This is a genomic window from Dactylosporangium sp. NPDC051485 (assembly GCF_040682015.1).
Taxonomy (GTDB): domain Bacteria; phylum Actinomycetota; class Actinomycetes; order Mycobacteriales; family Micromonosporaceae; genus Dactylosporangium.
Genome location: NZ_JBFAZW010000009.1, coordinates 55,729 through 76,925, shown reverse-complemented (window position 1 = coordinate 76,925; position 21,197 = coordinate 55,729). Strand labels below are relative to the sequence as shown.

Sequence of the window (21,197 nt, the reverse complement as noted above, 5' to 3'; positions counted from 1 at the left end):
GAAGTGAGGCAGGCCCCAGCGTGGCATCGGCGACGGCCGGAAATCAATGGTTGCCCATGGCCCCTTCGGGCGGACAACGGGATACGGCGAGACCGGTCGGAATTGGCTTTCGGTCGACCCCATTCCGGCTATCACCATACGCGGCAAATTCAGGGATGCAGGGCCATCGCCAATTCGGGCATGATGCGCACGACGGCGGGGTCGCCGTGCCATCGCCGGAGGGTTTGATTGAGCCGCCGAAGGTCGCTGCGCACGGTGGCCGAATCGACGAACCGGACGACCTCGGCCACCGGCCCGAGCACCGTCCCGGCGGCCTCGAGCTCGCGCTGCTCGGCCAGCGCCAGGGCGAGCCGGGCGCCGTAGCGGGCCCGGACCCGGTGCGCGTGGGCGGGGATGCACTCGAACTCCCGGCCCAGGATCTCGGCCGACTCCCGGGGCCGGGCCAGGTCGAGCAGGCACCAGCCGCGCACGAACGCGGTCGGGTCGCGCATGGTCGCGCTGCCCAGCACCGGCAGCGCCGCCGCGGGCGCCGGGTCGGCCTCCTGGGCCTGCTCGCCGGCCCGGTCCAGCATGCGCAGGCACTCGAGCTCGTTGCCGGCCAGCCCGTGCCCCTGGGCCAGCCGCTGCAGGGCCATCGCGCGCACCCGCGGCGTGGTGGCGGCGGCCAGCGCGGCCTCGGCGGCCCGCACGGTGCCGAGCGGGTCGTCGTCGTACAGCGCCAGCTCCGCCGCCCGGATCAGCAGGTACGTGCCGAGCTCCCCGTCGCCGGCCTCGTGGGCCATGTCGCCGGCCAGCCCGTTCCACCAGGCGCAGGCCCGCGGGTCGCCGCTCTCCTGGGCCATCCAGCCCGAGTACTCCGCGAACCGGGCGCCGACGCGCAGCAGGCCGGTCCGGTCGGCCCCGCGCGCGAGGCCCGCCTGGGTGCGCAGCGAGTGCACGATCGCGGCCGCGATTTTCAGCACGTCGGCCGGCCGCCCGGACTGCCCGAGCCGGCGCACGTCGTGCAGCAGCTGGACGTAGGCGGCGACCCCGTCGCCCAGCACCGGCCCGGTCGGCGCGGTCCGCGGCCGGGGCCAGCCCATCGCCACCGTGGCCGCCGTCGAGGTCAGCAGCGTGCGCCGGCTGATCGCCTGGAAGCCCCCGGCGCCGTCGTCCTGCATCTGGATCGTCCAGTCCCCGCCCGCGTCCGCCGCGCCGGCCTCGGCGCGCGGCGGGTGGTGGACCGGGACCAGCCCGGCGAGTGCCCCACCCGCGCCGAGGACATTGTCGAGCCGCCGCGCGAGGGCGATATTCGGCGGCTTCGCTCCGGATTCGATCTTGCTCAGATATCCCTTGCTGTACTTCGACAGGTCGGCGAGCGCCTCCAGTGAAAGATCGCGATCCCGCCGCCACCGCTTCAACTCGGTCCCGAATTGTTGCCCGTGCGCGTCTTCGGGCGCCATGCCGCACCACCGGGTTTCCGTCGCTCAACCGGACAGGGAATGAGGCAACGGTAGACCCGCGGCGCAAATGTGAAATAGATGCTGATCAAGGCAGACTGTGTGGTCTGCGGCCGTTGGGCACCAATTCGCCGGGGGCGGGCAGTCCAAGATCACGCAGGAAACGGCCGGTTTGGGCGTTTCGGTCAAGTTCCCCACCGGTCGGCCGATGTGCCCGATGTGCGGGATGGGGCGGCTGGGCGGCTGGGGTCGCCGCGGCGGGCCGGGGCGAAGACCTCGGCCCCGGCTGTGCTGCCCGGTGGTCGGGCCGCGGTGCGCGAGGCGTGGCACGGCGGCGGCGCCGAGCGCCCGCGTCACAAGGCGAAACGGGAGGGCCGCAACCGGATCGCGGCGGGCCAGCGGCCACCGGAGATCCCCAGCGGTTTGATAATCTCAGCGGTTTGAGGGAGCAAGCCACGAGCATGTCCGACCATCGAGCGGACCAGTCCGCCGGCGTCGCCGGTGGACCGGTGGCGCTGACGTTCGCGGAGCTGGAGTTCGTCCTGCGCTCCGCGGCCGAGCGCGGGGTCGACGTCGACGGCGTGCGCCGCCGCCTCAACTTCCAGCCCGGCGTCTCCACCGGCATCGTCGTCGCCTCCGGCATCGCCTCGCTGCTCGCCCGCGACCTGTGCCGGCTGGAGGGCGACCGGCTGGTGCCCGGCGAGTTCGTGCAGTGCGCGATCGCCGCCCTGGCGACCCGGCACACCAGCACCGAGGCGGCCGGGTGGATGGACGGGCGCCCGGTCGTCGTGCACCTGTTCAGCGGGGTGACCGGCCGGCTGGCCGTGTACCCGGGCTCCTACGGGCTGTTCACGGTGGAGCTGATCGATGCGGCCGAGCCGCTGTCGGCCCCGGTGCTGCGCTTCCTGGACCTGTGCACGTCGGGCCGCGGCGCGGCGACGGTGCTGGTGCGCACCCGGGCCGGCGAGGCGGACGAGGCCGGCGTGGTGGTGGCCCGCAGTGCCGCCGGCGCCTGGTTCGTCTCCGACTCGCTGGAGCGCCCCGACCCCGGCCGGCCGCTCGGCCGCGACGCCGCGGTGGCCCGGCTGCTGAGCCTTCTCGCGCAACCGGTGGGGGTCTGATGGCCGTACACATGACCGGTTGGACGGTGGTGTCCGCTCGGCTCAACGGGTCTGATCTGATGGTGGCTGGCCGCGGGCGGGCGACGGGCCGATGATTGCGGTTTCTGACGGTGGCCGGTCGGGATATGGCGGGCCCGGACGGTTGGCTGGGGCGATGGCGGTGGAGGACTGATGGCGAACATCCGCGCCGGTGCGGCGAGCGACGTCGGCAAGGTGCGGCGCCGCAACGAGGACAGCGCGCTGGCCGGTCGGAGCGTCTTCGCCGTCGCCGACGGCATGGGCGGCCACGCGGCCGGCGACGTGGCCAGCCGGATCGCGGTCGAGGCCTTGCAGCGCCTGGACGACTCGGCCGGCGCGAACGGCGTCGGCCCCCTGGACGTGCGCGACGCGATCGTGCAGGCCAACGCCGACATCCTCGGCGCCGCCGCGGCCGACCCGGCCCAGGGCGGCATGGGCACCACCGCCGCGGGCCTGACCCTCGGCATCGTGGACGGCGACGAGTGCTGGATCGTCTTCAACGTCGGCGACTCCCGCGTGTACCGCAGCGCCGGGGGCAGCCTCGAACAGCTCACGGTCGACCACGTGGCCCCCGAGGCCGTCACCATGCGCCGGGGCGTGATCACCCGGGCGCTGGGCACCGACCCGGGCCCGCGGCCGGACCTGTGGGTGCGCACGGCGGTGCCCGGCGAGCGGTACCTCGTCTGCTCCGACGGCCTCTCGCTCGAGCTCACGGACGAGGAGATCGCCACCGTGCTCTCCTCGGTCCCGGACCCGGTCGAGGCGGCCGAGGAGCTGGTCCGGCGCGCGGTCCTGGCCGGCGGCCGCGACAACGTGACCGTCGTCGTGGTCGACCACCGCCCGGACTGACCCGTATCGGCGGCGTTTCGCGACCGGACTTATGCCTCGCCGGGCGGAAGGCCGGTCAGGTGCGGGAATGTCGTTTTGTGCGGCCCTCCGTACGCCGTGATGAGCGGCAAGCCGGCCTCGAGCCCGGGCGCGGTCGAACTGCTGGTGCGGACCGGCGTCAGGCGCGCTGGCGGGGCCAGCGCATGCCGGTCTCCGCGGCCGGGTGGACCTCCTCGACGTCGCCGAGGACGACGACCAGCACCGGCACGCCATCGGGAAGGCCGAGCTCCTCGCGCTCGCGCGGCGTGGGCATCCGGGCCCGCAGCACCGCCTGTGCCGGCATCTCCACGATCGTCGGCGGCACGTCCACCGCGGCGCCGACGGCCCGGCGCTCGACCGGGCCGACCCGCACGATGTTGTCGCGGCCGAGCAGGAGCAGCCCCTCGCGGCGCAGCACGCGCAGCGCCTTCAGGGCGGTGTCCCGCCCGGTACCGTGATCGCGGGCCAGCTGTTCGGCACTCGGCACCGCCTCCCCGGGCGCCAGCGCGCCGGAGGTGATTCGCTCGCGCAGCGCGTCGGCGACATCCAGGTAGCGCACCATGCCGTCAATGTAGCCAAGTGGCCACAGGAACACAAATCCCCGGCGCGTCGGTGGAACTTCCAGGCCCCGAGGATGCCGGAGGTCCCGGAACGTCAGGCGACATTCCGGGACCTCGTGCGCGAACGTCAGGCGGGGGAGGACTGGCGGTAGGCCAGCACGCCGACCACCAGGCCGGCGAGGCCGAGGACCAGGCCCGCGATGCCGAGGCCGATGGCGGTGCCGTCGCTACCGGAGCCGGACGCCTCGGCGGTCGCCGTCGGGCCGGCCGAGGCGGCGGTCGTGTCGGCCTTCTTGGTGAGCTTCAGGACCGGGGCCGGGTGCTCGGCCTCGGCGCCCGCCGACGGCTCGTCGATCCAGCGGACGATCTCGCCGTTGGAGTACGTCTGCAGGGCCTTGAACACGATCTGGTCGGTCTGCGGCAGCGGGCCGAGGGAGACGTCGAACTCCTGGAACTGGTGGGGCTTGATGCCCGAGTTGGCGTCGGCCGTCCAGGTGATCTTCGAGACGGCCTCCGTGATCTCGCCCCCGTCGCCGGTCTTGAGGGGGGTGGTGAGCTTCGAGCTCTCGGTCACCGCCGTCCAGCCCTGCACCGGCTTGAGCGACACCGATGCGATCGGCTTGTCGGTCGGGATGGCCACCTCCAGCTTCGTGGTGCTCGCGTCGTCGCGCTCGGTCGGCACGCGGAAGGTCACCTTGGTGTAGCCGCCCTGGACGGCCGTGTTCGGGTTGACGGTGACGTGCGCGGAGGCGACGGCGGGGAAGGCGAGCGCCGCGGTGATGGCCGCCGCGGCGGCGACACCGGCGCGGACCACGTGGGTCAGGCGCATGACGGGGAGTTCCTCTCGGGTGCCGGGGATGTGTCGCGCGGTTAGTCGCCACACATCCCCGCAAAGTTCCCGAATGTCTCCCAGGCGGTTACCGGGCTTCTTTCAGGTCGCCGGGATCGGCCCAGGCGGTGCCGATCGCGGCCAGCGCGAAGAGCCCGACGGCCAGCACGTGCACCGCCGTGCACCACAGGCAGATGGCCTTCAGCGTGAACAGCTCGGCGAAGACCAGGTAGAAGACGAAGAGCACGCCGATCCCGGAGAAGATCAGGCGGCCGTACCGCAGGGCCGGCAGTGGCGAGCGCCACAGGGCCGGGAGCGACAGGACGAGCATGATCACGAAGTACACCAGGCCCAGAATGGCGACCGGGATGCCCAGGAACGCCGACTGTTCCGACGTGGTGACCTTCAGGCAGTTCAGCGCGCCGGTCTCCGGGCAGGCGAGGGTGGTCGAGGACGTGAAGTGCTCGATGGTGAGGTACACCGACACGGCCAAGCCGGCGACCGCCAGCACCATCGACGCGAGCGGCACCCAGGGCTGCACCAGGCTGCGGTCGATCTCGACCTCACTGACCGACATTGGCGAACTCCCCCTGGAAGGCCTTCACGGCGGCGCTGGAACACACGTCGGCCGGCTGCGCGCCGGTCAGCTTGCAGATGAGCGCGGTGAGCGCGTTGGCGTTGCCGTTGATCGCGCCGCCGAGCTGGCTGTTCGGGTCCTTGATGGCGGCGACGATCTGGGCGTGCGAGTGGTTCTGCAGCAGCTGGGGGCTGAAGGAGGCGCCGGCCAGCACGGCCCGGTTGGCGAAGTCCATGAAGGGGATCGATCCGGCCGAGTCCTGGGGGACGTACGGCGGCGCGTTGAACTTCTGCACGATCTGCACCTGCGCGGGCGTCAGCTGGTCCAGCGGCGCGTACTGGCCGTTCTTGCGCACGTTCGTGGTCGTCTCCACGCCCTGGAAGGCGATGTACTGGCTCGTGTACGTCGAACCGTGGAACGACAGCGTCGGCGTGTTGGGGAACGTGTCGTCGGCGGCGGACGTGGTCAGCGCGAGGTCGCTGAAGGTCCCGAACCGCGACAGGGCCACCACCACGGGCCAGCGCTGGGCGGCGCAGAAGGGGCAGTACTCGGCCCCGACGTACAGCAGCAGCGGCTTCCCGCCCTCGGTCAGCGTCGCCTGCCCGGTGACCACCGTCGGCAGCACCTGGGCGGAGCCCTTGCCGACCTGGTCGAGGGTGGCCGCCGGCACCGAGGTGACCCCGGCGGTGATCTCGGCGGCGGCGCTGCCCGTCGGCAGGGCGCTGGGCGCCTCGCCGCCCCCGCCGCCCGCCCCGGACCCGAGCCGGACCACGATCATCACGGCGAAGACCAGCAGGACGGCGCCGATGGCGGAGTACGCCATCCGGAGGCGGCCGTGCCGGGCCGTCGCCCGCTCCTGGATCATCCGCATTCGGCGCGCATATTCGCGCGAGTCGCGCTGCCGTTTGGACACGCGGCCACCTTCCGGAGAAACGTCGGTCTTGTCTTAGTCGCACGCGCCGCGGTCCTGGTTCCCCGGAACTCGGCAAAGATCACCCGCCGAGGCTCGATGCTAGGCGGTCCGGCGCGTCGCGCGGCCGGGTACAAGGTCCCGAACCGCGGGGTGAGAAGGGCCTAAAGTCGGCGGCAACATCGTCGTGCACGGATGCGAAGGGGCGATTCGAACAACATGCAGAGACGACACCTGCTCGCGGCCGCTGGCGGAGCGGTCGCCGGAGCCGCCGGGCTGGCCGGCAGCGCCGCGGCCGCGCCCGCCGGGGCCGACGCGCTGCGGCCCGGCAAGACCCGCCTGATCAGCCTGTCCCACGTCAACGACCCCGCCAAAACCAATATCTACCCCGGGGACCCCGCGTTCACGCTCGAGACCATCGCCACGATCGAGAACGATGGGTACTACCTGCAGTACGTCCGGGAGGGCGAGGCGACCGGCACGCACTGGGGCGCGCCGGGGCACTTCAACGCCGGCGAGCCGCTCGCCGACGAGCTCGACCCGAACGATCTCTTCCTGCCCGCGGTGAAGATCGACGTGCGGGACAAGTGCGCCCGCAACGCCGACTACGCGCTCACCGTCGACGACGTGAAGCAGTGGGAGCGCCGCCACGGCCGCATCCCCAACGAGTCCATGATCATTATGTGGACCGGCTGGGAGTACAAGTGGGGCACCCCGGCCTTCCCCAACCTCGACGCCGACGGCGTGCTGCACCAGCCCGGCTTCGCGCCGGAGACGGTCCAGTGGTTCATCGACACCGGCCGGATCGGCCGCAACGGCGGCACCGGCATCGACACGTTCGGGCCGGACCTGGGCACGGACCCGCAGTTCCTCGCCTCGCTGCTGGTGTACCAGCGGCACCGGGTCAGCCTGGAGATCCTGGCCGGGCTGGCCCGGTTCCCCACCACGGGCGCCTCGGTGCTGTGCGGCGGCTTTATCAACCTCAAGGGCGCGGGATCGACGGCCCTGATCTACGGCGTGATCCCGCCGGGTGTGCATGCGTGAATGAGGTCGGGCCGGTGCCGTGCGCCGTTCGGCGGCGCCGGCCCGATTGACGTAAGGAGTGGGTGACTCCTAGTGTCGTAACGTATGAGCACCATTTCCGGCGCCGAGACGCCGCAGGCGGCCGCCACCCCGCTGGTCCTGCCGATCTCGCGATCGCTGTTCTGGCTGGGCGGCACGGCGCTGCTGGCCCTGCTCGTGTACTACTTCGTCGGCATCGACCAGGGCGCCGTCTCGATCTTCGGCAGTGACACCCACCTGCACGAGTTCGTCCACGACGGCCGGCACTTCCTCGGCTTCCCCTGCCACTGACGCGGGGGCGTGAGCCCATGTGACGCTGGCGCGCCGCGACTTACTCGTCCACGACGGCTGGCATGTTCTCGGCTTCCCCTGCCGCTGACGCGGGGGCGTGAGCCCATACGCCGATAAGTCGGGCGCTGGCGCGCCACGACTTATCGGATTTTTCGCCTGACAGGCGGCATATCCGGTGAGAATCGGACTTAAGCTCCGACGGGGTATAAGTCAGAAAAGTCGCGGCGCGCCAGCGCCCGACTTTTCGTTCGCGGCCGAACGATCAGGGGTGTCGCAGCACGTCGGTCGCCGCGGGTGCTGCCGTGCGGGATGCGGTAGCACAGGCCGCGGTTGCGGTCGTCAGGGGTGTCGCAGCACGCGGTCGCCGCGGGGGCCGCCGTCCGGGATGCGGTAGTACGAGCAGCAGCTGCGGTCATCGGGGTTTGGTAGTGCAGGCCGCGGTTGCGGTCGTCAGGGGTGTCGCAGCACGCAGTCGCCGCAGGTGCCGCCGCCCGGGATGCGGTAGTACAGGCAGCAGTTGCGGCGGCGCAGCGAGTGGTGCCCGACGAGCGCCATCCCCGCCAGCGGCGGCCGTTGCAGCAGGCCCGCCACCGCCGCCCAGGCGCCCTCCGGCAGCTGCCCCGCCGCCCCGCCCAGCGCCGACGCCGCGTTGCCCCACAGCACCTGCGGCGAGAGCCGGAACCGGGCCCGGAACACCTCCAGCAGCGGCGCCACCAGCCCCAGCACGGCCACGTCGAAGAGGTCCGACGCCGGGCGGGTGCCGACCGGGCCGACCGCCATCGGCAGCGGGCCGCCGGGGACCGGCCGCCACCACAGGTCGCCGGGGCCCACGGCGCGGATCGGCCCGTCGAGCGACTCGGCCAGCAGCGGGGACAGCAGGCGCGAGGCGTAGCCGAGGAACAGTACGGAGGCGACGACCCGCTCGGGCACCGCGGCCTCGTCCAGGCCGAACATGGCCACCAGGCCCTGCCGCGACACGGCCACGCGCTGCGCCAGGACGTCGGGCTCCAGCAGTTCCGTGAAGGGGCGCCAGTCCGGGCCCGGGGCGTATTCGTCCCAGACGAAGTACGGGTTCACCCGCCGTACTTTAGTGATGGGCCGGTGATGGTTGAACCCTGAACCGTCTCGGGGTGTACACCGTCGGGGTGGCCGTGGAGAGGGGCTATGCGTGACGCGCGACGAGGAGCTCATGACCGCGCTGTACACCGAGCACTACGGTGTGCTGCTCGCGTTCGTCTCGCGGTACGAGCGGGACCGCCACCGCGCGGAGGACCTCGTGCAGGACACGCTCCTGCGGGCCTGGCGGCACATCGAGCGCATCGACGTCAGCCGGGACACCACCCGGGCCTACCTGCTCACCATCGCGCGCAACGTGGTCAGCAACGCGTGGCGGGCCGAGCAGCGCCGGCCCCGGCTGGTCTCCGACCCCGACGCGGTCGCCGCCGTCGCCGATCCCGGCAACGTCGACGAGCTGGTCGAGGGCTGGCTCATCCGGGCCGCGCTGGACCGGCTGTCGGCCGAGCACCGCGAGGTCATCAAGTCCGTGTACTACGACGGGCGGACCGTCGCCGACACGGCCCGCCGGTTGTCGGTACCGGAGGGTACCGTCAAGTCGCGCGCGTACTACGCGGTCCGCGCGCTGCGTGCGGTGTTCGAGGAGATGGGAGTCTTACGGTGACCGCCGGGCACGACGCGGTGCGCCGGCTGCTCGGGGCCTACGTCCTGGGCGGCCTCGACGATGCCGACCAGAGCACGGTCGACGCCCACCTCAGTGGCTGCGCCGAGTGCCGCGCCGAGGTCGGGCGGCTGGCCGCGGTGCCGGAGCTGCTGCAGCGCCTCCCGGCGGGGGACTGCGCGACCCTGGAGCCGCCGTCGCGGGCCGGCCTGGACGCGTTCCTGCGCCGGGCGCGCCCCCGCCGCCTGCCGGTCGTCGCGCTCGCCGCCGCCTGCGCCGTGCTGGCGATCGTGGCCGTCGTCCTGGCGCTGCGCCCGAAGCCGGAGGCGCCGCCCGTGGCGCAGGCGACGGCGTCGGCCAGCGGACCGGCCCCGACGGTGGTCCAGTTCGAGGCCGCCTCCGGCAGCGAGCTGAGCGGCCGGGCCCTGCTGACCCCGAAGCAGTGGGGCGTCTCCGTGTCGCTGGAGCTGGCGGGGCTGCCCGGCGACGGGCCGTTCGTGATGCGGGTGCTGGACCGCGGGGGCCAGGCCGAGCAGGCCGCCTGCTGGGGCCGCACCTCCTCCGCCCAGGCCCGGGTGACCGGGGCGAGCTCGATCCAGCTGGTCAACGTCGGCTCGATCCAGGTCGCCGATTACGACGGCCACCTGCTCGGATCCGCCCATATCGCATAAATCCGGAAGCTAGGGTGTGCGATGTGGACCCGTTAGGTGTTGCCGGCATCGCCACCCGAGTGACGGAAATCCGCGGCCAGCTCGCGGCGTTCCAGGCGCCCAAGGCGGCCTCCGGGACAACGTTCGCGGAGACGTTGCGCACCGTGCAGGCCGATGACGTGCAGCGGTACGGCAACGGCAAGATCCCGGAGGGTGCGCTCCAGCGGGTCGGCGGCACGGACCACCGCCTGCAAGCGCCGGCCGCCACGTCGCTGGAGGCCCTGATGAGCGCGGCCCGCCGCGACGGCGTGCACATCGGCATCACCGACTCGTACCGCTCCTACGCCGAGCAGGTCGACCTGGTCCGGCGCAAGGGCCTCTACTCCCAGGGCGGCCTCGCGGCCAAGCCCGGGACCAGCGACCACGGCTGGGGCCTGGCCGTCGACCTCGACCTCGACGCGAAGGCCCAGGCCTGGATGCGGGCCAACGCCGGCCGCTACAGCTTCGCCGAGACGACCCCGCGCGAGCCGTGGCACTGGGCCTACCGCCCTTCGACAATGCAGGCGTGACCGCACGGCACCATGGGGTGTACGGCGTGGCCGCCCTCGTCTTCGCGTTGCCGGCCGGGCGCCCCGCGTGCCGCCGCAGCCTGCGTGCCCAGGCCTCGCCGTTGGCGCCTTTCTGACAGCCCTGGCGGCAATCAGCGGACTCATCTGATCACCCCGCCGCGGTTAGCCTCTGGGCGAGCGTCGATCGGCGTAAGGAGGGCATAGCGTGGTGACCGGTTTCCGCCATGACCTGGCGCAGCTGCTGAAGGCCAGGTTCCCGGTCCTCTACGTGGAGTCCTACGAGGAGCACCGGGTGCTGTCCGAGCTGGCCGCCGTGGCCGCCGACGCGGCGCTGGTGCGCACCCCGCGGCCGGTCTGGACCTGGTCGGCGACCAGCGGGCTGGTGCAGCCGGACGGGGCGGTCCAGCAGTACACCTCGGAGCCCGACAACGCCCTGGAGGCCGTGCTGCGCATCCAGCAGCCGGGCCTGTTCGTCTTCCGGGACCTGCACAACTCGCTCGGCGGGGACGTGCCGGTGCTGCCCAGCGTGGTACGCCGGCTGCGGGACATCGCCGCCGCCTTCAAGGCCGGCGCGGCGCCCCGCACGCTCGTCATCGTGGCGCCGGTACTGCGGATCCCGCCCGACGCCGAGAAGGACGTCACAATCGTCGACTTCCCGCTGCCGACCGAGGCCGAGATCCGCGGGGTGCTCGAGGGCATGATCGCGAACAACGCCGCCAGCGGCCGGATCCGCATCGACCTCGACCCGGTCGGCCGGGAGAAGTTCGCCAAGGCCGCGGCCGGGCTGACCCTGGCCGAGGCCGAGAACGCCTTCGCCCGGGCCATGGTCAACGACGGCGTGCTCGACCTGCAGGACCTGACCGTCGTGCACGAGGAGAAGCGGCAGGCGGTGCGCAAGGCCGGGGTGCTCGAGTACGTCGACGCCGGCGTCCGGCTGGACCAGGTCGGCGGCCTGGAGAACCTCAAGCGCTGGCTGGCCAAGCGGGACAACTCCTGGCTGGCCGCGGCGGCCGAGTGGGGCCTGCCCGCGCCGAAGGGCGTGCTCATCACCGGCGTGCCGGGCTGCGGCAAGTCGCTGACCGCCAAGGCCGTCGCCGCCGCCTGGGGCCTGCCCCTGCTGCGCCTGGACATCGGCCGGGTCTTCTCCGGGCTGATCGGCTCCAGCGAGCAGAACATGCGCGCCGCGCTGCGCACCGCAGAGGCCAGCGCCCCCTGCGTGCTGTGGGTGGACGAGATCGAGAAGGGCTTCGCCACCTCGGGCAGCAACGACGGCGGCACCACCAACCGCGTCTTCGGCACGTTCCTGACCTGGATGCAGGAGAAGACCGGGGCGGTGTTCGTCATCGCCACCGCCAACGACATCGAGCGCCTCCCGCCCGAACTGCTGCGCAAGGGCCGCTTCGACGAGATCTTCTTCGTCGACCTGCCCAGCCGGGCCGAGCGGTCCTCGATCTGGTCGCTGCACCTGCGCCGGCGCCTGGCCCGCCCCGCCGTGCAGGGCCACCTGCAGCTCGACCAGGCCCTCCTGCACGACCTGTGCGACCTGTCCGCGGGCTACTCCGGCGCCGAGATCGAGCAGGTCGTCGTGGCCGCGCTCTTCGACGCCTTCTCCGAGCGGCGCCCCCTGCGCCGTGAGGACCTGCAGCGGGCGGCGGCCGCGACGGTACCGCTGAGCGTGACCCAGGCCGAGAAGCTCGACGTGATCCGCGAGTGGGCCCGCACCCGCGCGGTGGCCGCCACCGCACCCGAGGACTGGGACCCCAGCGGGGAGCCCCCGACCGCGCCGATGCCGGTGCTCGGCGCCCAAGGCCGGACGATCGAGGTCTGACGATGAGTGTTTCCCTGATCCTGATACCGCTGGCCATCGCCGCCGCGGCCGCCCACGCGGGCCTGAGCAAGGGCAAGGACGCGACGGTGTGCCAGGTGCAGACCCGGATGCGCGACGCCGGCCTGCTCGCCGCCGCCCTGCGCGAGTCCCGCGCCGCCGTGGCGAGCGAGGACGGCGTCCTGGTCGCGGACTGGGCGGGCGTGCGGGCCCGCTTCGCCCGCGACGAGCGCCAGATCTGGACCGCCCACTTCACCGGCGACGTCGACGAGGCGCGGGCGGTGGACATCGTGCGCGCCGTCGACGCCGCCTACGGCCGCCAGGTCCAGCAGGCGGTGCTGGCCCGGCTGACCGAGCGGGCGCCGGCGGCCGGGCTGCGCCTGGAGTCCCGCTCGGTCACCCCCGACCGGGCGGTCCGGCTGGTCTTCGCCGTGGAGCGGGCCTCGTGAGCGGTCCTGCGAAGCGGCTCGTGGTGACCGTCGCCGCCGACGGCACGGTGTCGGCCGTGACCGAGGGCATCACCGGGTCGAAGTGCCTCAACTACATCGCCGTCCTCGAGGATCTGCTCGCGGCGCAGACCGTCCACAGCGAGTACACCTCCGACTTCCACCGCGTCACCGGAGCCGTCACGAACCGACAGGAGCAGCACGATGGCCGCTAACCCGACCGGCCTCGGCTGGCGCCTGCGCAACAGCTGGTGGGTCCTGCTGGTGGTGCTCGGCCTGGGCTGCCTGGGTGGCTCGGGCTACCTGTACATCGGCATCACCGCCCGCAAGCCGGCCTGGTGGGGTCTGGGCGTCGTCTACCTGGTCCTGCCGTGGGCGGGGCTGGTGGCCATCAACCGCCTCGGCCAGGACTCCTCGGTCAGCACCGCGATCGCCGTGGGGTACTTCGTCCTGTGGTTCGAGAGCATCGTCCACGCCCTGTTCCTCAACGGCTCCTGGTTGCGCTGGCGGGCCGCCAACCGCCCCTGGTTCGAGCAGCCGCCGGTGCTGGCCCCGCCGCCGGTGCTGGCTGCGCCGCCGGTTGCGGGTCCGCCGCCGGTCGTGTCCGCGCTGGACGTCAACGCCGCGACCGTGGCACAGCTCGTCGAGGTGGTCCGGCTGGACCCGGTGCGCGCGGGGCGGCTGATCGCCGACCGCGAGGCCCGGGGCGGCTTCCAGACCGTGGAGGAGTTCGGCGCCGCCCTGGCCCCGCACGAGTTCGCCCGCGTCCGCGGGCAGCTGACGTGCACGCCGAGGCCCCGGGCGCGGCAGAACCCCGCGGGACCCGGCCGTGTCGTCGACTTCTGACAACATCCTGCCCATCGGCCGGTTCGTCGACCGCACGGTCGCCGAGGGGCCGGGCGAACGGACCGCGATCTGGGTCCAGGGCTGCACGATCCGCTGCGCCGGCTGCTTCAACCCGCACCTGTGGGCCTTCCGCGGCGGCACGCCGACCCCGACCGGGGAGGTCATCGCGCGGGTCCTCGCAGCCGGCACGGAGGGGCTGACCCTGCTCGGCGGCGAGCCCTTCGACCACGCCGCCCCGCTGGCCGAGGTGGCCCGGGCCGCGGGCGCCGCCGGCCTGTCGGTGATGACGTTCTCCGGCTACACCACGGCGCAGCTCAACGGGCAGGTGCACGCCGGCCGGCCCGGGGTCGCGGCGCTGCTGAAGGCCACCGACCTGCTCATCGCCGGGCCCTTCGTGGCCGGGCTGGTCGACCGCGACCGCCCGTGGGCCGGCTCCACCAACCAGGAGTTCGTCCAGCGCGGCGACCGGATTCCCGTGGCCGCGGTGGCCGCGACCCCGGACCGCCTGGAGATCACGGTCGCCGCGGACGGCGTGCTCTCGGTCAACGGCTGGGCCGACGACGAGACCCTCGACGCGCTGCTGCACGACCTGGGCCGCCGCTCACTCCACCAGGAACACGACCAGGGTGCGGGGGCCGTGCACGCCCTCGACCCGGTTCAGCTCGATGTCGCTCGTCGCTGACGGCCCGCTGACCAGCGTCAGCGGCCGGCCCGGATCGAGCCGGGCCAGCAGGTCCGGCACCGACTGGACGACCTGGTCGGCGCGGACCACGCAGTAGTGCCGGTCCGGCACCAGCGTGATCGCCCGCCGGCCCTGGCCGGGCGATGCGTCCAGGGCGATCGTGCCGGTCTCGGCCACCGCGGCGGCGCAGCCGGTGACCACGCCGGCGTAGGCGTCAAGGGCGGGCGCGTCGAGCGTGCCGTCGTCGACGATCGCGCCCGGCACGTCGAAGGGCAGCCCCGGCGGCACGATCAAGGGCCCGACCCCGTCGAGCGCCGCGGCGAGGTCCGCCGCCAGCCCGTCGGCGGTGGTGTGCACGACGGTCGCCTTGTAGTCCTCCAGGCGATCGGCGAGCAGCCGCAGGTCGCCGGCGCGGGCGGGATCGGCCCGGCGGTAGCCGCGCGGCACCTCGGGGACCGCGGGGGAGGAGCCCAGCGCGGATCGGATCCGGGCGAGGACCTCCGAGCGGGCGTCGGTGTCAGCCATTGCGGGTGCGCCACCATTCGCGGAAGGTCTGGGCCGGGGGCTCGGGCAGGTCGCGGCTCGCCGTCCAGCCCCGGGCGAACGGCGCGGCGAGGGGCAGGAGCCGGCGGAGCCGCTCGGCGCCGCGGAACCGGCCGGGGCGGGCCATCACCCACGAGGCGGCGGCCATCGAGATCGCCTCCGGCGACGGGCCCTTGCGCTCCTCGACGTGCTTCGTGCGCAGGTGGACCAGCATGGACGGAATGTCGATGCGCACCGGGCAGGCGTCGAAGCAGGCGCCGCAGAGGCTGGAGGCGTACGGCAGCGAGGCGTTGTCCTCGACCCCGGTCAGCTGCGGGCTCAGCACGGCGCCGATCGGGCCGGGGTAGACCGAGCCGTAGGCGTGGCCGCCGGTCCGCTCGTACACCGGGCACACGTTGAGGCAGGCGCTGCACCGGATGCAGTGCAGCGCGGAGCGGCCGGCCTCGTCGGCGAGCACCGCGGTCCGCCCGTTGTCCAGCAGCACGAGGTGGAACTCCTGCGGCCCGTCGCCGGGCGTCACGCCGGTCCACAGCGACGTATACGGGTTCATCCGCTCGCCGGTGGAGGAGCGCGGCAGCAGCTGCAGGAACACCTCCAGGTCGGTCCACGTGGGCACGACCTTCTCGATGCCCATGACCGTGATCAGCGTCCGCGGCAGGGTCAGGCACATGCGCCCGTTGCCCTCGGACTCGACCACGGCCAGGGTGCCGGTCTCGGCCACGGCGAAGTTGGCCCCGGAGACGGCGACCTTCGCCGAGAGGAACTTGCGCCGCAGGTGCTCGCGGGCGGCCATGGCCAGCCGGCGGGGATCGTCGGTGAGGTCCGGCGGCGCGTCCGGCATCTCGCGCAGGAAGATGTCGCGGATCTCGGTGCGGTTGCGGTGGATGGCCGGCACGAGGATGTGCGAGGGCTTGTCGTGGCCGAGCTGGACGATGAGCTCGGCGAGGTCGGTCTCCCAGGCCGCGATGCCCTCGGCCGCCAGGGCCTCGTTGAGCCCGATCTCCTGGGTCGCCATCGACTTGACCTTGACGACCTCGTCGGCGCCGGCCGCCCGGACCAGGCCGGTCACGATCCGGTTGGCCTCGTTGGCGTCGCGGGCCCAGTGCACCGTGCCGCCGGCCGCGGCGACCCGCTCCTCGAGCTCGGCGAGCAGCTCCGGCAGGCGGGCCATGGTCGCGGCCTTGAGCGCCTCGCCGGCCCGGCGCAGCTCCTCCCAGTCGGGGACCTCGGCGACGACCGCGGCCCGCTTGGCCCGGATGGTGCGGGTGGCGTGGCCAAGGTTGCGCCGCAGCTGCTCGTTGCCCAGCGCCGCGCGGGCCGCCTTGGGGAAGCTCTCGTCGCCGCGCAGGTGCCCGACGCCGCGCGGGGCGACCGTGGGCATGCCGAGGAAGGTGCTCATCGGGCCGCCAGGATCTGCGCCAGGTGTACCGGTTTGGCGTCCACCGACAGCCGGGAGAGCCCGCCGCCGATGTGCATCAGGCACGACGAGTCGCCGGCCGTCACCACCGACGCCTCGGTGGACAGCACGCTGCGCAGCTTGTCGGCGAGCATCGCGGCCGAGGTGTCGGCGTTCTTCAGGGCGAAGGTGCCCCCGAAGCCGCAGCACTGCTCGGCGTCGGGCAGCTCGACCAGGTCGATGCCCCGCACCGCGCGCAGCAGCCGCAGGGGCCGGTCGCCGACGCGCAGCAGGCGCAGTGAGTGGCAGGTCGGGTGGTAGGTCACCCGGTGCGGATAGTGCGCCCCGACGTCGGTCACGCCGAGCACGTCGACCAGGAACTCCGACAGCTCGTAGGTGCGCCCGGCGACCTCGGCGGCCCGGGCCGCGAGCTGGCGCTTGCCGGCCCGCTCGGCGACCATCGCGTGCTGGTGGCGCACCGAGCCGACGCACGAGCCCGACGGGGCCACGATCGCGTCATAGGGCTCGAAGGTGCGCATGTGGTGCTCGACGAGGCTCAGGGCCTGCCGTTGGTACCCCGTGTTGACGTGCATCTGCCCGCAACACGTCTGCGCCTCGGGGAACACGACCTCGTGCCCCAGTCGCTCCAGCAGTGTCACGGTCGCCTTGCCGACGTCGGGGAACATCGCGTCGGCCAGGCACGTGACGAACAGCGCCACGCGCATCGGTTACCGCCCTCTTCTGCCCGCGGCCCGCCGGCCGCGCGGGCGGCCGCTGGACTCGCGAACGATCAGCTCGGGTTGGAAGACCACGTGCCGGTGCTCGTGCCGGCCGTCGTCCTCGATCTCCTCGAGCAGCAGGGCTGCCGCCGTGCGGCCAAGCTGTTCGCGGGGTTGCCGAACGGAGGATAACGGCACGGCGGCCGCCGCGGCGAACTCGATGTCGTCGTAGCCCACGATCGCCACGTCCCGCGGCACCCGGATCCCCCGCTGGGTCATCTCCTGCAGTACCCCGAGGGCGAGCAGGTCGTTGGCGCAGAACACCGCGGTCGGGCGGGACTCGGGCGGCGTCGACGCGATCCGCGTGGCGGCGGTGCGGCCCGACGCGACGGTGAGGTTCGGCGTCGGTACCACGGCCAGCTCCGCCTTGCCCGCCACCGCCCCGGCGATCCCGGCGTGCCGGTCGTGGATCTGGGCGATGGAGACGGGCCCGCCGACGAAGGCGATGTGCCGATGCCCCTGCGCCACCAGGTGCTCCCCGGCGAGCCGGCCGCCGAGCACGTCGTCGACGGCGACCGAGCAGCGGCTGTGCCGGCTCGTGCCCCGGTCGACCAGCACTACCGGCGTGCCGCGCTGCATGAGCTGCTCCAGCCGGGAGCCGGGCGACTCGCCGACCGGGGTGATGAGCACCCCGCGGACCCGCTGCTCCTCCAGCAGCTCGAGGTGGCGCTGCTCGCGGCCGGCGTCCTCGTCGCTGTTGCAGACCACGACCATCACCCCGTGTTCCTCGGCGGCCGCCTCGGCGCCGCGGACCACGTCGGTGAAGAACGGGTTGGTCACGTCCAGCACCACCAGGGCGATCTGCCGGCTCTGCCCGGCCCGCAGCTGCCGGGCCGAGTCGTTGCGCACGTAGCCGAGCTCGGCGATCGCGTCGAGCACGCGCTGCCGGGTGCTCGTGGCGACGAGCTCCGGGCGGTTGAGGACGTTGCTGACGGTGCCGATGGAGACGCCGGCCCGGCGCGCGACCTCCTTGATGCCGGTGGTGGACATCGAACTCCTGAAACGTGTCAAGCCCAAAGGCGCGGCAGGGTGCCGCAATCGGTGTATCAAAACGTTAACGCGATCGAAACCCTCGACATCGTCGCGGGATTGCTTCCACCGTCACGGCAACCACTCTTTGAAACGTTTCATGAGTCGATCACCGGGGAGGGGTCCGTCGGCAAGTTCTTCGGCGCCGTCGCCGCGCTGCGCGCCTGCTCGACCCGGCGGCGGCACGAAGGAGTGCATCTGGGGGCCTCGCGCGGCGTGCCGGGGCGCGTCTGACCGGTTTTGTCGCACCTCTGGGGTACGGTGTGCTCATGGTTAGAACAGATGTTCTAGATCATGGTTCTGCGCCGGGGCATTCACGGGGGAAAGCGGGCCTGGAAGGCGAGGCGCTCGCCGGCACCCTCGGCGATGCGGGTGAGCTCGTCGTCCAGGCGCATGTAGGCGGCCCAGACGGGCTCGCCGGTGGCGGCGGCGACGACCTCCGCGACCTTCTGCTCGAGGCCGGGCTCGCGCCGGCCCTTCCAGACCTTGTCGGCCAGCGTGACGAGCAGCTCCTCGAGCGTGACCCCGTCGCGGTCCCACCGCCCGTGCAGCGCCGCGAAGCGGGCGAGCCGCCCCTCGACGCCGAGCCGGACCAGCAGCTGCTCCCCGGCCGGCTCGTGCTGTGCGCCGGGCCCGGTGAGCTCGCCGGGGAAGCGCACCTTCCCGATGTCGTGCGTGGCCGCCCCGAAGAGCACCGCCTCCCGGTCGACGCCGACGCCGGCGAGCACGGGCCCGTCGACGATCTCTACGGCGACGTCGTGCACGGCCCGCAGATGGGCACCGAGCCGCGGCGGCGCGTCCACATCCCGCAGTAGCACCGCGACAACGTCGGGCAGCGGCCGTAGGCCCGGCTCCGCGAATGCCCGCTCGAGCGCCTCGTTCATGCGCGGAGCTTGCTGCCGGTCACGTAGGCCGACGCGTACCGATGCCTCGCTGATGTGCCGAGTTCGCTGTCGGTCATGCAGGCCGGCGCTGCCGATTGCCTCGTTTTTGCGCGGGGTTCGCTGTCAGTTATGTAGTCCGCGCTGCCGATTGCCTCGCTGAGGTGCGAAGTCCCGCTGTCGGTCGTGTAGCCCGCGCTGGGGACTGCCTCGGTCATGTGCGGAGTTCGCTGTCGGTTACGTAGCCCGCGCTGCGGACCAGGTCGGGGACGACGTGGAAGCGGCCCCGGAAGACGGCCGGCGTCCCCGGAGGCGACTCGGCCAGCTTGTCGGCCAGGATGCGGGCCTCCCACTCCCGGGCCGCGACGTCGATGGTCAGCCGGGCGTCGAGGAAGTCCAGCCAGGTGCCGACGATCGGGGACCAGAGCTTGTAGACGACCTCCTTGGCCGAGAAGTGCACCGCCGGCCACAAGTCCTCGCCCGGCTGCTCGGCGCACCAGGCCAGCTCCTCGGGCAGGCAGATCGAGCGCCGCACGTTGCCGGGCAGGATGGTACGGCGCTCGGCGTCGATGCCCACGGCCCGCACGTCGGAGCGCAGGGCGACGGCGGCGGCGCAGTACCCGGCCGTGTGCGTGATGCTGCCGGTCGTACCCTCGGGCCAGACCGGCGCCCGCCCGGGGCTGGTCGGCACCGCGCGCCCGTGCACCCCGATCCGGCCGAGCGCCCTTCGCGCACAGACCCGGCCGGCGGTGAACTCCCGCCGGCGGCTCGCCACGGCCCGCTCGCTCAGGCCGGCCGCCTCCTCGGGCAGCAGCCGTCCGGCGTAGTCCTCCTCCGCCGCAACCTCAACCGCCACCCACTCCGGCAACAGGTCATCCACGCCCGCGACTGTATCCGCCGCAGCGCCGCGTTCCCACCCGCCGCGGACGCCGCCGGTGCGCTGCCCTGGCCCGGCGCCGCGCTCGCACGCGCTGCTGGGCGCCGCCGGGTCCTGGCCTGGCGCCGCGCTCGCATGCGCTGCCGGGCGCTGTCTGGTCCTGGCGTGGGGCCGCGCTTGCATGTGCTGCTGGGCGCTGTCGGGTCCTGGCGTGGCGTCGCGCTCGCAGGCGTCGCCGGGCGCTGCCGGTGCGCTGCCCTGCCAGGACCGGGGTCAGTCGGGGTCCGGGCGGCGGGTGCCGGGGAGGAACAGGCCGCCCAACACGGCGCCGGCCAGCAGCGTCAGGACCACCACACCGCTCCAGAGCTCCAGGGACCAGGCGATGCCCAGCGACAGCTCGACGCCGAGGAGGTGGGTGGGCCAGATCGTCAGCGGGATCAGCGCGCCCGCGGCCACCGGGAGGAGGTCCGGGCGCCGGGTGCTCACCCACCGCATCGCCAGGTCGGCCACGATCGCGCCGGTCAGCGGCCAGAGCTGGGCGGCGAGGTTCTCGAAGTCGTCGAAGACCCCGTTGGGGATCGAGGCGGCGGCGACCACCAGCGTGACCAGGCCGAGCGGCAGGCGGCCCAGGCGGGTCCACACGAACAGGACGACGGCGACGACGAGGACCGAGTAGACGAGGTACTCCGCCAGGCCCAGCGCCTGTCTGTTGCCGTACCCGGTCAGCGCGGCCGGGGCGTCGGTGAACGGCGACACGTAGTCGAGGAAGAACGCGGCTACGGCGGTCGACGTGGTGGCGGTGATCAGCACCGGGACGTCCGCCTGGAGCGGGCGCGGGGCGGGGCCGTGCTTCGCCGCCGCGGCCCGGATCGGGGTGGTGATCATGAGTTGGCCGGCGGTGAGCAGCAGGAGGTGCGGCGGGCTGAGCAGTGCCTCCAGGTCGGCCTCGATGCCGAAGAGGATGTGCCAGGTCATGTCGATCGCGCCGCCGGCGGCGAAGAGGATCGCGCCCAGCAGGCCCAGGCCGTAGCCGGCCGGCACCCAGGCGCGGACCGGTCCCTCGGGGCGGCCGCGCCAGACCCGGGCCGGGACGAGCGCGACGGCGAGGGCCGCGTAGCCGCTGTACAGCACCCCGTGCCACGGCGTGAAGAACGTCTCCAGCTTGGGCACGTGCGAGTGCGCCCAGCCGTCCATGAAGAGCCCGCCGGCGAGCCAGACCGTGGCCAGGGCGACGAACAGGTCACGGCGATCCGAGGAGACGGGGCGGCGGACGTCGGCCGGGCGCTGAGCAACGGTGGTCGCCATGCATCGATCCTGACGCATCA

26 protein-coding genes are annotated in these 21,197 nt (G+C 73.1%); 13 read left to right on the top strand and 13 right to left on the bottom strand.

Annotated elements, in window-relative coordinates:
• Positions 1 to 149 precede the first annotated feature (149 nt).
• Positions 150 to 1,442: a helix-turn-helix transcriptional regulator gene (locus AB0M46_RS07190; RefSeq protein WP_363333430.1), complete on the bottom strand. Its 1,293-nt coding sequence runs from the start codon at positions 1,440 to 1,442 to the stop codon at positions 150 to 152.
• A 458-nt stretch (positions 1,443 to 1,900) separates the two neighbouring features.
• Here AB0M46_RS07190 and AB0M46_RS07185 point away from each other — a divergent pair, with 458 nt between their 5' ends.
• Positions 1,901 to 2,560: a hypothetical protein gene (locus AB0M46_RS07185; protein WP_363333429.1), complete on the top strand. Its 660-nt coding sequence runs from the start codon at positions 1,901 to 1,903 to the stop codon at positions 2,558 to 2,560.
• Positions 2,561 to 2,731: 171 nt separating this feature from the next.
• Complete coding sequence (locus AB0M46_RS07180; RefSeq protein ID WP_363333428.1) at positions 2,732 to 3,427, top strand: protein phosphatase 2C domain-containing protein; 696 nt, start codon at positions 2,732 to 2,734, stop codon at positions 3,425 to 3,427.
• 157 nt (positions 3,428 to 3,584) lie between these two features.
• Here the strand turns inward: AB0M46_RS07180 and AB0M46_RS07175 are convergent, their stop codons facing one another.
• The 4 genes from AB0M46_RS07175 to AB0M46_RS07160 all read right to left on the bottom strand — a co-directional run bounded on the left by AB0M46_RS07175 (position 3,585) and on the right by AB0M46_RS07160 (position 6,324).
• Positions 3,585 to 4,007: a GntR family transcriptional regulator gene (locus AB0M46_RS07175; RefSeq protein ID WP_363333427.1), complete on the bottom strand. Its 423-nt coding sequence runs from the start codon at positions 4,005 to 4,007 to the stop codon at positions 3,585 to 3,587.
• A 125-nt stretch (positions 4,008 to 4,132) separates the two neighbouring features.
• Positions 4,133 to 4,834 (bottom strand): YcnI family protein, encoded by a 702-nt coding sequence (locus AB0M46_RS07170; RefSeq protein WP_363333426.1) that lies wholly within the window; start codon positions 4,832 to 4,834, stop codon positions 4,133 to 4,135.
• 88 nt (positions 4,835 to 4,922) lie between these two features.
• Positions 4,923 to 5,411: a vitamin K epoxide reductase family protein gene (locus tag AB0M46_RS07165; protein ID WP_363333425.1), complete on the bottom strand. Its 489-nt coding sequence runs from the start codon at positions 5,409 to 5,411 to the stop codon at positions 4,923 to 4,925.
• Positions 5,398 to 6,324: a DUF929 family protein gene (locus tag AB0M46_RS07160; RefSeq protein ID WP_363333424.1), complete on the bottom strand. Its 927-nt coding sequence runs from the start codon at positions 6,322 to 6,324 to the stop codon at positions 5,398 to 5,400. The genes AB0M46_RS07165 and AB0M46_RS07160 overlap by 14 nt, the downstream gene beginning before the upstream one ends.
• A gap of 216 nt (positions 6,325 to 6,540) precedes the next feature.
• Between AB0M46_RS07160 and AB0M46_RS07155 the strand changes: the two genes are divergently transcribed.
• Positions 6,541 to 7,365, top strand: coding sequence for a cyclase family protein (locus AB0M46_RS07155; RefSeq protein WP_363333423.1), 825 nt, complete (start codon positions 6,541 to 6,543; stop codon positions 7,363 to 7,365).
• A gap of 84 nt (positions 7,366 to 7,449) precedes the next feature.
• Entirely contained in the window at positions 7,450 to 7,674 is a 225-nt protein-coding gene (locus AB0M46_RS07150) for a CbtB-domain containing protein (RefSeq protein WP_363333422.1), read from the top strand.
• A 450-nt stretch (positions 7,675 to 8,124) separates the two neighbouring features.
• On the opposite strand, the gene AB0M46_RS07145 is transcribed toward AB0M46_RS07150, so the two are convergent.
• Positions 8,125 to 8,751, bottom strand: a complete 627-nt coding sequence (locus AB0M46_RS07145; protein WP_363333421.1) for a (2Fe-2S)-binding protein — start codon at positions 8,749 to 8,751, stop codon at positions 8,125 to 8,127.
• A 91-nt stretch (positions 8,752 to 8,842) separates the two neighbouring features.
• Between AB0M46_RS07145 and AB0M46_RS07140 the strand changes: the two genes are divergently transcribed.
• From AB0M46_RS07140 to AB0M46_RS07105, 8 genes are all read left to right on the top strand, one after another.
• Complete coding sequence (locus tag AB0M46_RS07140) at positions 8,843 to 9,352, top strand: sigma-70 family RNA polymerase sigma factor (protein ID WP_363333420.1); 510 nt, start codon at positions 8,843 to 8,845, stop codon at positions 9,350 to 9,352.
• Positions 9,349 to 10,020: a zf-HC2 domain-containing protein gene (locus AB0M46_RS07135; protein ID WP_363333419.1), complete on the top strand. Its 672-nt coding sequence runs from the start codon at positions 9,349 to 9,351 to the stop codon at positions 10,018 to 10,020. Before AB0M46_RS07140 ends, AB0M46_RS07135 begins: the two co-directional genes overlap by 4 nt.
• Before the next feature lie 23 nt (positions 10,021 to 10,043).
• Positions 10,044 to 10,568, top strand: a complete 525-nt coding sequence (locus AB0M46_RS07130) for a M15 family metallopeptidase (protein ID WP_363333418.1) — start codon at positions 10,044 to 10,046, stop codon at positions 10,566 to 10,568.
• Positions 10,569 to 10,773: 205 nt separating this feature from the next.
• Entirely contained in the window at positions 10,774 to 12,396 is a 1,623-nt protein-coding gene (locus tag AB0M46_RS07125) for an AAA family ATPase (RefSeq protein WP_363333417.1), read from the top strand.
• Positions 12,397 to 12,398: 2 nt separating this feature from the next.
• Entirely contained in the window at positions 12,399 to 12,842 is a 444-nt protein-coding gene (locus AB0M46_RS07120; protein WP_363333416.1) for a hypothetical protein, read from the top strand.
• Entirely contained in the window at positions 12,839 to 13,054 is a 216-nt protein-coding gene (locus AB0M46_RS07115) for a DUF2997 domain-containing protein (RefSeq protein WP_363333415.1), read from the top strand. The genes AB0M46_RS07120 and AB0M46_RS07115 overlap by 4 nt, the downstream gene beginning before the upstream one ends.
• Positions 13,044 to 13,685 carry a helix-hairpin-helix domain-containing protein gene (locus tag AB0M46_RS07110; RefSeq protein WP_363333414.1) on the top strand — a complete coding sequence of 214 codons (642 nt, stop codon included), beginning with the start codon at positions 13,044 to 13,046 and terminating at the stop codon, positions 13,683 to 13,685. Before AB0M46_RS07115 ends, AB0M46_RS07110 begins: the two co-directional genes overlap by 11 nt.
• A complete protein-coding gene (locus AB0M46_RS07105; protein ID WP_363333413.1) occupies positions 13,669 to 14,367 on the top strand; it encodes a 4Fe-4S single cluster domain-containing protein in 699 nt (232 codons plus the stop codon). Before AB0M46_RS07110 ends, AB0M46_RS07105 begins: the two co-directional genes overlap by 17 nt.
• Here the strand turns inward: AB0M46_RS07105 and AB0M46_RS07100 are convergent.
• The 4 genes from AB0M46_RS07100 to AB0M46_RS07085 are packed head-to-tail and all read right to left on the bottom strand — an operon-like array spanning position 14,287 to position 18,075.
• On the bottom strand, positions 14,287 to 14,892 hold the full coding sequence (locus AB0M46_RS07100; protein ID WP_363333412.1) for an LUD domain-containing protein: 606 nt from the start codon (positions 14,890 to 14,892) through the stop codon (positions 14,287 to 14,289). The two genes, AB0M46_RS07105 and AB0M46_RS07100, sit on opposite strands and share 81 nt — an antisense overlap.
• Complete coding sequence (locus AB0M46_RS07095) at positions 14,885 to 16,309, bottom strand: LutB/LldF family L-lactate oxidation iron-sulfur protein (protein ID WP_363333411.1); 1,425 nt, start codon at positions 16,307 to 16,309, stop codon at positions 14,885 to 14,887. The genes AB0M46_RS07100 and AB0M46_RS07095 overlap by 8 nt, the downstream gene beginning before the upstream one ends.
• Complete coding sequence (locus AB0M46_RS07090; protein ID WP_363333410.1) at positions 16,306 to 17,031, bottom strand: (Fe-S)-binding protein; 726 nt, start codon at positions 17,029 to 17,031, stop codon at positions 16,306 to 16,308. The genes AB0M46_RS07095 and AB0M46_RS07090 overlap by 4 nt, the downstream gene beginning before the upstream one ends.
• Before the next feature lie 3 nt (positions 17,032 to 17,034).
• Complete coding sequence (locus tag AB0M46_RS07085; RefSeq protein ID WP_363333409.1) at positions 17,035 to 18,075, bottom strand: LacI family DNA-binding transcriptional regulator; 1,041 nt, start codon at positions 18,073 to 18,075, stop codon at positions 17,035 to 17,037.
• 39 nt (positions 18,076 to 18,114) lie between these two features.
• Between AB0M46_RS07085 and AB0M46_RS07080 the strand changes: the two genes are divergently transcribed.
• On the top strand, positions 18,115 to 18,348 hold the full coding sequence (locus AB0M46_RS07080) for a hypothetical protein (RefSeq protein ID WP_363333408.1): 234 nt from the start codon (positions 18,115 to 18,117) through the stop codon (positions 18,346 to 18,348).
• Between the two features lie 80 nt (positions 18,349 to 18,428).
• Here the strand turns inward: AB0M46_RS07080 and AB0M46_RS07075 are convergent, their stop codons facing one another.
• From AB0M46_RS07075 to AB0M46_RS07065, 3 genes are all read right to left on the bottom strand, one after another.
• Positions 18,429 to 18,998, bottom strand: a complete 570-nt coding sequence (locus AB0M46_RS07075) for an HD domain-containing protein (protein WP_363333407.1) — start codon at positions 18,996 to 18,998, stop codon at positions 18,429 to 18,431.
• Positions 18,999 to 19,209: 211 nt separating this feature from the next.
• Entirely contained in the window at positions 19,210 to 19,875 is a 666-nt protein-coding gene (locus AB0M46_RS07070) for a 4'-phosphopantetheinyl transferase superfamily protein (protein ID WP_363333406.1), read from the bottom strand.
• Between the two features lie 270 nt (positions 19,876 to 20,145).
• A complete protein-coding gene (locus AB0M46_RS07065; RefSeq protein WP_363333405.1) occupies positions 20,146 to 21,177 on the bottom strand; it encodes a hypothetical protein in 1,032 nt (343 codons plus the stop codon).
• Between the last annotated feature and the right edge of the window lie 20 nt (positions 21,178 to 21,197).

Bases quoted from the DNA above. Each gene is read 5' to 3' on its own strand.
- AB0M46_RS07165 (WP_363333425.1), bottom strand. From the start codon at position 5,411: ATGTCGGTCAGTGAGGTCGAGATCGACCGCAGCCTGGTGCAGCCCTGG.
- AB0M46_RS07090 (WP_363333410.1), bottom strand. From the start codon at position 17,031: ATGCGCGTGGCGCTGTTCGTCACGTGCCTGGCCGACGCGATGTTCCCC.
- AB0M46_RS07065 (WP_363333405.1), bottom strand. From the start codon at position 21,177: ATGGCGACCACCGTTGCTCAGCGCCCGGCCGACGTCCGCCGCCCCGTC.
- AB0M46_RS07185 (WP_363333429.1), top strand. From the start codon at position 1,901: ATGTCCGACCATCGAGCGGACCAGTCCGCCGGCGTCGCCGGTGGACCG.
- AB0M46_RS07155 (WP_363333423.1), top strand. From the start codon at position 6,541: ATGCAGAGACGACACCTGCTCGCGGCCGCTGGCGGAGCGGTCGCCGGA.
- AB0M46_RS07100 (WP_363333412.1), bottom strand. From the start codon at position 14,892: ATGGCTGACACCGACGCCCGCTCGGAGGTCCTCGCCCGGATCCGATCC.
- AB0M46_RS07110 (WP_363333414.1), top strand. From the start codon at position 13,044: ATGGCCGCTAACCCGACCGGCCTCGGCTGGCGCCTGCGCAACAGCTGG.
- AB0M46_RS07175 (WP_363333427.1), bottom strand. From the start codon at position 4,007: ATGGTGCGCTACCTGGATGTCGCCGACGCGCTGCGCGAGCGAATCACC.
- AB0M46_RS07095 (WP_363333411.1), bottom strand. From the start codon at position 16,309: ATGAGCACCTTCCTCGGCATGCCCACGGTCGCCCCGCGCGGCGTCGGG.
- AB0M46_RS07170 (WP_363333426.1), bottom strand. From the start codon at position 4,834: ATGCGCCTGACCCACGTGGTCCGCGCCGGTGTCGCCGCCGCGGCGGCC.
- AB0M46_RS07190 (WP_363333430.1), bottom strand. From the start codon at position 1,442: ATGGCGCCCGAAGACGCGCACGGGCAACAATTCGGGACCGAGTTGAAG.
- AB0M46_RS07075 (WP_363333407.1), bottom strand. From the start codon at position 18,998: ATGAACGAGGCGCTCGAGCGGGCATTCGCGGAGCCGGGCCTACGGCCG.
- AB0M46_RS07120 (WP_363333416.1), top strand. From the start codon at position 12,399: ATGAGTGTTTCCCTGATCCTGATACCGCTGGCCATCGCCGCCGCGGCC.
- AB0M46_RS07085 (WP_363333409.1), bottom strand. From the start codon at position 18,075: ATGTCCACCACCGGCATCAAGGAGGTCGCGCGCCGGGCCGGCGTCTCC.
- AB0M46_RS07180 (WP_363333428.1), top strand. From the start codon at position 2,732: ATGGCGAACATCCGCGCCGGTGCGGCGAGCGACGTCGGCAAGGTGCGG.
- AB0M46_RS07150 (WP_363333422.1), top strand. From the start codon at position 7,450: ATGAGCACCATTTCCGGCGCCGAGACGCCGCAGGCGGCCGCCACCCCG.